Source organism: Yersinia sp. 2542 StPb PI (genome assembly GCF_048593855.1).
In the GTDB taxonomy this organism is placed as follows: domain Bacteria; phylum Pseudomonadota; class Gammaproteobacteria; order Enterobacterales; family Enterobacteriaceae; genus Yersinia; species Yersinia enterocolitica_E.
Map to the genome: position 1 here is coordinate 1 of NZ_JAZGQA010000225.1, position 6,511 is coordinate 6,511.

The window sequence follows — 6,511 nt, forward strand, 5'->3', positions numbered from 1 at the left end:
CCCACATTGTTATCGATGTTTATATGTACTATTTCGCACAAAACTCTCGATAATGAAAATCATTATCAGTAATAGTGGTTTGTCTTATTATCTTTGGGGTTGTCGATATAATAATTTATATGTTAAGGTTGCGCCGTTCATGGGGAGTAGCCGGTTTCTGTGCAATTGTACCTAACGTAATTGAAGGGTATTTATTGATAAGCAGAAACGCCCGTATCAACATACTCGTTTCATCTATTGAAACGTGGTACGGGTAGCCAGGTAAGGTTGGCGAGACCATAGACACGTAGCTCCGTCGTTAGGTTGGGGGTGGGTTACGTGTATATGGAGCCGCCCGGCCGAGTTTATTGCTATGAATCTATCTGCAACTCTTATCCTTGCTTTTGCTATGTCTATGGATGCATTTGCTGCATCTATTGGTAAAGGCGCCAGTCTACACCAACCCCGTTTTCGAGAAGCACTACGTACTGGCCTTATTTTTGGCGTAATAGAAGCTATTACCCCACTCATAGGTTGGTGTATCGGCCTGTTCGCCAGTCAATATATTCTGGAATGGGACCACTGGATTGCTTTCAGTCTGCTGTTTATTCTTGGTTGCCGCATGATTTTTGAGGGTGCGAAACAACAAGTTGCAGAGACTGAAAAAATGCGCAGCCACAGCTTCTGGGTTTTGGTCATGACCGCAATTGCTACCAGCCTTGATGCCATGGCAATTGGTGTCGGTTTAGCCTTCTTACAAGTGAACATTGTCCACACCGCCATGGCGATCGGTCTGGCAACCATGATTATGGCTACCTTAGGTATGCTGATTGGCCGTTATATTGGCCCATTATTGGGTAAGCGTGCCGAAATCATTGGTGGGATAGTCTTGATAGCGATCGGCTTTAATATTCTGTATGAGCACATCTATCGGGTCGCTTAATGGCTAAAACGCGTCTATTCTGCTGATAAAATCATTGGGCAAAAAAAAACCCGCATTCAAAGAATAGCGGGGTTTTTTATGGTTCAGATGCCGCTTAGCAAACGGGCATCAACCTCTGATTAGAAGTCCATGGAAACAGACAGTTTTAGCTCACGCGGATTACCTTGGTACATATAAGTACCGGTATCTTCAACCGACTCCCAGTAACGTTCGTTGGTCACGTTCTCGAGATTCGCACGCCAGATCAGATTGGTCTCTTTCAGCGGCATGGTGTAACGCATGCCCAGATCCAAACGGGTCCATGGTTTTAGTTTTAAGGTGTTTTCCTGGTTAGCATACTGCGAACCAGAACGTGTGACAGTACCCGTAGCCGTCAAACCTTCTACTGCTTTAATATCGTACTCACCGCCAAACACTAACTGATAGCGAGCCACACCCACAGCATAATTACCATTATTTTGGCTGCTTTGCGCTTCGGTCAGTATCGGGTCCAACCACACGGCACTACCTAACAGACGAGTACCAAATACCGGTTCACCGAATACGTTCAGTTCAACGCCGCGGTTACGCTGTTCACCCCCCAAGGCGTAGATATTGGTTGTTGCATCAATGGCACCGGCAGGTCTGGTGATTTCAAACAGAGCCAAGGTACCGCCATAGCGTTTGTTATCGAATTTCACGCCGACTTCATTCTGTTTAGCATGAATAATGCCAGTAACATTACCCGCATTGGCGGTATACCAAGGCGCGACCTTCCCCGGCGATAATGCTTCAATGTGGTTAGCATACAGGGAAACATTTTCCCACGGTTTAACCAACAAGCCATAAACTGGTGTCACTTTCATGGCATCTTGCACGTTTTTACTGTCTGGTACACCACTGTCAAAATTGCGAATAACCACTTCCTGACGGCGTAGCCCCAGCATCAGCTGCACTTTATCATCCATTGCCGACAGGGTATCCGACACCGAGATGCTACTGGCCCGAACCTGACTGTTTAGTGTTGGGTCTTGATTAGGGCTAGCAAAAGCAGTTGGGGGGAATGGGATTACCCCTGGGTTATAGATATTGGTGTCTACTGGTCCTGACATATTCCAGGCAGATTTAGCCGTTCGGTAGTTAGCGGCATAACCGAGATTCATCTTATGGGTTACTGGGCCGGTTTCAAAATGACCACGAATCCCCCCTAAACCAGCAATAGAGTCAGAAACATAAGGCACATACAGGCGGCTGATGGTGGCGTTGCCATTATTATCAGTCAGCGTTGGTGAGCCATATTGCCCGGTTTCGTCATTGTGGCTGGCACCGAGGGTACCGTATACCGTCCAGTTCTGGCTTAAATCATACTCACTACGCAGCATACCGAAGGTGGTTGCCATATCGGTATAGACCCACTGCTGACCATAGTTTAAGGTGGCTGCCGGTGGTTCTGGAATCACCGTCGCACTACCAATGGCAACATCAGTACGCATACCGTGAACGGTCTGTTTTTGATATCCAATATCTAAAGAAGTACGGGCGCGGTCACCACGGTAATCCAAACCGGTAGAGAGTGCGGTCGTGCGCTCGTTCTGATCATGAATAGCCGTTTCGCCTTCGCGGTGCAGCACATTAACCCGCACACCGAATTGGTCATTGTCACCAAAGCGGCGACCGACATCCAGCGCACCACCAACCTTGGCAGAAGAAGTATAATCCACGCTAACACGCGTCAATGGGGTATCACCGGCTCGTTTAGGCTCCAGGTTAATCATCCCACCCACACCGCTGCCGCTCGGCGAAATACCGTTCACAAATACGTTCGGGCCTTTAAACACTTCAACCCGCTCGACCATACTGGTATCAACCACCTGACGTGGCAGTACGCCGAACAGACCGCCGAACGAAATATCATCCCCATCGAGATTAAAACCACGAATACGGAAGTTCTGTGAAGCATTACCGTAGCCGCGCACGTTCTGTACTGAAGCATCGTTTTTGACCACATCAGCCAGTGTCCGCGCTTGCTGGTCTTCTACCAATTTAGATGTGTAGCCAATCACGTTAAAAGGTACGTTACGCGCATCTTGCTGCCCCAGGAAGCCAATACGCCCACCGTTAGCTACCTGACCGTCCAGATAGGTTGGAATAAGATCATTACCACCGGCACGGAAGGTCTCTTGCGTCCCGACCACAGTAATAGTATCCGTTGTTTTGCTGCTATCAACCTGAGTGGCATCAGCTGTTGTGCTAGCCTTTTTGCTGCTTTCAGCCGTATTGTCTGTGGCTGTTGCTGCCCATACAGATGCAGACAAAGTCCCTAATGCCGCACCGATCATGACGCACAAAAGACGTGGTGCAAGCCGCTTCTGATTTGCGCAGGTAGAGATAGTTTGATTCATCGTGTTGATGCCCCTGAAGTTTGCAATTTTGTTAATAATGAGAATGCTTATTATAAGGATTCAGAATTATCCTGATAACAGTTGCCGATGCAAGCACTTCTGCATTTCTGCGGGGTTATTTTTTGTATCGTGAAAAAATTAGATCAGTTATGTAATGAACATGATCTCGGTCGGTAATCTTATGGCCCAAAATGAGGGGAAATGAAATTAAAGGGAAATGATTGCGTAAATTACTTTTATATACGACCAGACTAATTACCCCTTCCCTACTTAAGTCAATTTTTATGGGTTATTCACGCCAACCACCCCCTATTATTAATAAGGCGATTTATTCTTTCTCCCTGTTATATTGACATCAGTTCCTTACCTGAAGCCCCGTAGTGACAGGCTTGATAAGCGTAACCCTCATATCCATTACAATTCTTATCGTGTATTTATTTCTGGTAAGAAAATTCTCATTACCTAATTTCATCTGTTAGCGATAGACTGCTACATTACTTTTACCGCAATAACAGATTAACCCTTCTGGCTCTCGATCCGCTCAGCCAAAGGTGGCTGAATATTAATTCAAGGAAATACAGGAATGGCTTTGCATCCAGCATCATTTGACGATCATATTTTCCGGCTCTTGATTGAAGCCGTTGATGACTACGCCATATACATCATTGATGCTCAAGGACATATCCTCACTTGGAACAGTGGCGCAGAACGCAATGCCGGTTACGCTAGCGAAGAAGTTATTGGTCAATCTTTCGAACTGTTTTATACCCCAGAGGATTTGGCGAACAAATTACCGGCCAAAGGGCTGCAACATGCCAATCAGTTTGGCCACTATGAAACCCAGGGCTGGCGGGTGCGTAAGAATGGTAAACGTTTTTGGGGCAATATTACGCTGAGTGCGCTGCATGATTCAGACCATATTTTGCAGGGATTCGTCCATGTCACCCGCGACTTGACGGATAAATGGCAGCGCGAAAATGCGCTGCGAAAGAGTGAGGAACAGTTTCGTCATCTGATCAGTGAAGTTGAAGACTATGCTATTTACATGATCGATACTCATGGCCGAATTCTCACCTGGAATAAAGGTGGAGAACGGAATGAAGGCTATACCAGTGATGAAATAATCGGTGAACATTTTGCGTTGCTGTTCACACAGGAGGATATTTCTGCTGGCGTGCCGGAGAAATCACTCGCCAAAGCCACCGCAGAAGGTAATTACCAGAGCGAAGGCTGGCATGTGCGCAAAAACGGTATTCGCTATTGGGCCAGTGTGGCAATTAACCCAATGCATGATGACAGTGGCAAACTGTTGGGTTTTACCAAAATTGTCCGTGATCTCACCGAGCGTCGTCAACGAGAAGAAGCACTGCGCATCAGTGAAGAGCGTTTTCGCTTAATGGTTGATACTGTTGAGGATTACGCTATTTTAATGCTTGATCCCTGGGGCCGGGTCAATACCTGGAACCACGGTGCTGAACGGAATATTGGCTATGCCAGTAATGAGATAATTGGTCAGCATTTCGGTTGTTTCTTTTTACCCGAGGATATTGCCGCCGGGTTACCGGAGAAGTTGCTGAAGACCGCAGCATCGACGAGCCGAATGGAACGCGAGGGCTGGTTGGTTCGCAAAGATATGACGCGCTACTGGGCAGTGACAGTCATAACAGTTGTCCATGACAATAATGGGAAACTTCTCGGTTATGCCGAAATAATCCGTGATATGAGTGAGCGCAAACAACGCGAAGATGCACTGCGCGCCAGTGAGGTCGCACGTTATGAAGAGCGCGAGCAACTGCATCGGGTGTTGTCATCTATCCAGGAGGGGATTATCTCCCTCGACACAGAAGGCCGTGTGGTACTGATGAACCCCAAAGCCGAAGAGATGACCGGGCGTAGCCAAAATGAATCCTGCGGTTTACCTATTGAAGACGTTTTTATTTTGTGGTCTCCGTTGCAAGATAAAAATCAGTTAGTTGCCTTCAATCAGTGTTTGGCCGAAGGGCGCAATACCTTATTACCAGAAGGCAGCCAGTTGTTATCAAGCCAAGGAGAACGGCAAGAGATTCGCTGTTCTGCCTCGCCGATCCGCGATCGTGACAATATACTCACCGGCGCGGTCGTGGTATTTCAGGATGTGACTCGCGCCCGCCATGCACAGCGCGAACTGCAATATCAGGCCAATCATGACATGCTAACTGGCCTGATTAATCGGCGTCGATTGGAAGAGCGGCTCACCCAATCAATCAGCCAATTGGGGGACAACGAGCAGCATATCCTCTGTTATGTCGATTTAGACTATTTCAAGGATGTTAACGATACCGCAGGCCATGAAGCTGGGGATATGGTGCTGAGAATGGTGGCACAAACCATGCAACAAGCCGTTCGTGAAAATGACATTGTCGCCCGTTTAGGTGGCGATGAGTTTGCTATCGTATTGTTTAATAGTCAAAACAAGCCTGCAACAGACATTCTGGAATCTGTGGTTGCCGATATTGCCGCCATCCAATTTCATTGGCACGGTCAATCGTATACATTTACCGCAAGTCTGGGCGCCGTCCCGCTAACTCGCCAAACTGAGAATGCCGCACAAGCCATGCGTCAGGCAGATATCGCCTGTTATGCAGCAAAACACGCAGGCCGTAACCGGCTATCACTCTCACTCTAAACACCTTCTGGTCTGGGTGGCGATGACTGCCACCCACTCATCAAATTGATCAATCATCAGAAGCGCATTAACTCAATCGCCCTTAATGACATAATTTTAGCAGGGTTATTGGTTGGTATGTCGCGCAATTAGACTTTGGTCAAAATATCGCTGTCAGTGCTGTGCTATATAAAGATAATCATCTTATAGCTTGGAACAAATAGATATGCCGTACTTTACGGTTAGTGTTGTTTTGCATAATGCAGTGGAAGGCGATTACGAGTCACTTAATAAGAAAATGATTGATGCCGGCTTTACCCGCCTTATTGGTCGGGAAAAAGTCTATAAATTACCTGAAGGGGAATTCAATTATGGCAGCGGCACACTAAACAAACAAGAAGTTGCTGATTTAGCACTAAAAATTGCCGAGGAGGTACGGTTTATACCCTCTATACTGGTGACTGAATCCGGTGGTCGAACCTGGCGAAACTTAGATCTTAAATAAGCCACTTCAGTAAATATAAAAAAACCATGAATTTGACTTAAGTTAATTAATGATTCTAC

At 46.8% G+C, this 6,511-nt stretch carries 4 protein-coding genes; 3 read left to right on the top strand and 1 reads right to left on the bottom strand.

All coding sequences use genetic code 11. The features are described 5' to 3' along the window. The first annotated feature begins 352 nt into the window (after positions 1–352). The gene (mntP, locus tag V1952_RS19080) at positions 353–922 is read left to right on the top strand and encodes a manganese efflux pump MntP (protein ID WP_420075324.1); all 570 of its coding nucleotides are present in this window, start codon (positions 353–355) and stop codon (positions 920–922) included. 119 nt (positions 923–1,041) lie between these two features. Here the strand turns inward: mntP and V1952_RS19085 are convergent, their stop codons facing one another. Further along, the gene (locus V1952_RS19085) at positions 1,042–3,303 is read right to left on the bottom strand and encodes a TonB-dependent receptor (RefSeq protein ID WP_420075325.1); all 2,262 of its coding nucleotides are present in this window, start codon (positions 3,301–3,303) and stop codon (positions 1,042–1,044) included. Between the two features lie 583 nt (positions 3,304–3,886). Here V1952_RS19085 and V1952_RS19090 point away from each other — a divergent pair. Next, positions 3,887–5,968, top strand: a complete 2,082-nt coding sequence (locus V1952_RS19090) for a PAS domain S-box protein (RefSeq protein WP_372559213.1) — start codon at positions 3,887–3,889, stop codon at positions 5,966–5,968. Between the two features lie 205 nt (positions 5,969–6,173). Beyond that, positions 6,174–6,452 carry a hypothetical protein gene (locus V1952_RS19095; protein WP_083158588.1) on the top strand — a complete coding sequence of 93 codons (279 nt, stop codon included), beginning with the start codon at positions 6,174–6,176 and terminating at the stop codon, positions 6,450–6,452. Positions 6,453–6,511: the final 59 nt, after the last annotated feature.

Coding starts and splice junctions, on each gene's coding strand:
- V1952_RS19085 (WP_420075325.1), bottom strand. CDS start 3,303: ATGAATCAAACTATCTCTACCTGCGCAAATCAGAAGCGGCTTGCACCA.
- V1952_RS19090 (WP_372559213.1), top strand. CDS start 3,887: ATGGCTTTGCATCCAGCATCATTTGACGATCATATTTTCCGGCTCTTG.
- mntP (WP_420075324.1), top strand. CDS start 353: ATGAATCTATCTGCAACTCTTATCCTTGCTTTTGCTATGTCTATGGAT.
- V1952_RS19095 (WP_083158588.1), top strand. CDS start 6,174: ATGCCGTACTTTACGGTTAGTGTTGTTTTGCATAATGCAGTGGAAGGC.